The organism is Algibacter amylolyticus, assembly GCF_014202225.1.
GTDB lineage: Bacteria > Bacteroidota > Bacteroidia > Flavobacteriales > Flavobacteriaceae > Algibacter_B > Algibacter_B amylolyticus.
Map to the genome: position 1 here is coordinate 1 of NZ_JACHGE010000023.1, position 1,448 is coordinate 1,448.

The 1,448-nt window shown below is 28.9% G+C and carries 1 protein-coding gene; it reads left to right on the top strand.

The window, feature by feature from the left end; genetic code table 11:
* Positions 1–240: 240 nt before the first annotated feature.
* A complete protein-coding gene (locus HNQ90_RS17860; protein ID WP_144118287.1) occupies positions 241–1,206 on the top strand; it encodes a hypothetical protein in 966 nt (321 codons plus the stop codon).
* Positions 1,207–1,448: the final 242 nt, after the last annotated feature.

Here is a 1,448-nt window from a genome sequence, read left to right on the forward strand (position 1 = left end):
CCGTATAAAGTAACCTTAATTCTCTCTTTTGTTCTTTCTATTATATCTACTAAAATTAATAGATTTATTAAAAATCAAACTTAAGCCGTATAAAAATAATTGCGGTTTAGTGCTTAACCAAAGGTCGTTGCGTGTTTGTAACGTCTGATTTTCCTTCGGAAAATCCTCGCATACAAACCCGCAACTATTCTTATACATAAACGTTAGCTGTAATAACCCCAAAACTGCATGGATAGACGAATGAAAGAAGATTTTAAAATCCTACAAAGAATCTTTAAAAATGCAAGAACTAAAAAACACAAATGTCTAATCTGTGACGAACTATCAATTAACTCTCATTTATTACAAAAAAACGGAATTTTAAATTATATAAGTACGAATAATCACATAACCCAAATTAAAGGGAATGATTTTTTTAAAGCAGAAAAAGACGGAATTATTGGTATTAAATCGGTTGGAATAAACAATGCAATGTCCTATCCTTTGTTTTGTAATTCTCATGACACTAATGTATTTGCGCCTATAGAAACCCAAGAACATAATCTTGAAGATTACAACAGTCAATTGTTGTTTTCATATCGCTCATTATGTGCTGAAGTGAGAAAAAAAATGGTAAACGTCGACATATTTGAAAGAGTGAAAAATTCAAGACAATTTGCTGCTAACACACAATTTATAAATATGGCAAAATCCCAAATTGAGGCTAATTTAATGGGAATCCAAGATTTAAATTGGTATAAAAACTTAATGGAGTTAGAAATAAACAATTCAGAATCTACCCCAAATTTTACATTTGAAAAAATTGATTTTGAATTTATTCCTGTAAGTGCGTCAGCAGCTTATTCACCATTAAATCCAACTGAACACACTTTGGAAGTTTTAAAAAATAAAGAGAATGTATTAAACTATATTTTTATAAACTTAATTCCTCAAGAAGATAAACTAACTTTAATAATTGGATATCATAATTCAAAATCTGATGATTGGATATTAGAATATATTTCTTCTTGGAAAAAGTTATCAAAATTAGAATTTGAATTAAAACTGACTGATTTATTTTCTACTAAAATCGAAACTTGGGCAATTTCACCAGAATATTGGAATGAACTAAAAACTAAAAATATTAAAGCATTTAAAGAATATTGGAATGAACATGCGAATGATTTAAGGATTACACAAAGTGTTGATTTTAATTTGTTCGAATAAATTACTACAGCTAACATCGCATAAAAATAATGCGTAGATTAGTGCTTAAACAAAGAACAGTGCATTTTTGTTACATCTGATTTTCCTGCGGAAAATCCTCGCACACAAAACCGCACTATTCTTATACGTAACCGTTGTAAGTAATTCTGACCCGTCCTGAAATAAGGCTACATAATTTTAAACATTATGTACAGAAATGACAAAGTAATTAGACGTTACAGCGAACCTTTTAAATTAAAGAT

Excerpts from the sequence above, each read along its gene's own strand:
- HNQ90_RS17860 (WP_144118287.1), top strand. The coding sequence starts at position 241 with ATGAAAGAAGATTTTAAAATCCTACAAAGAATCTTTAAAAATGCAAGA.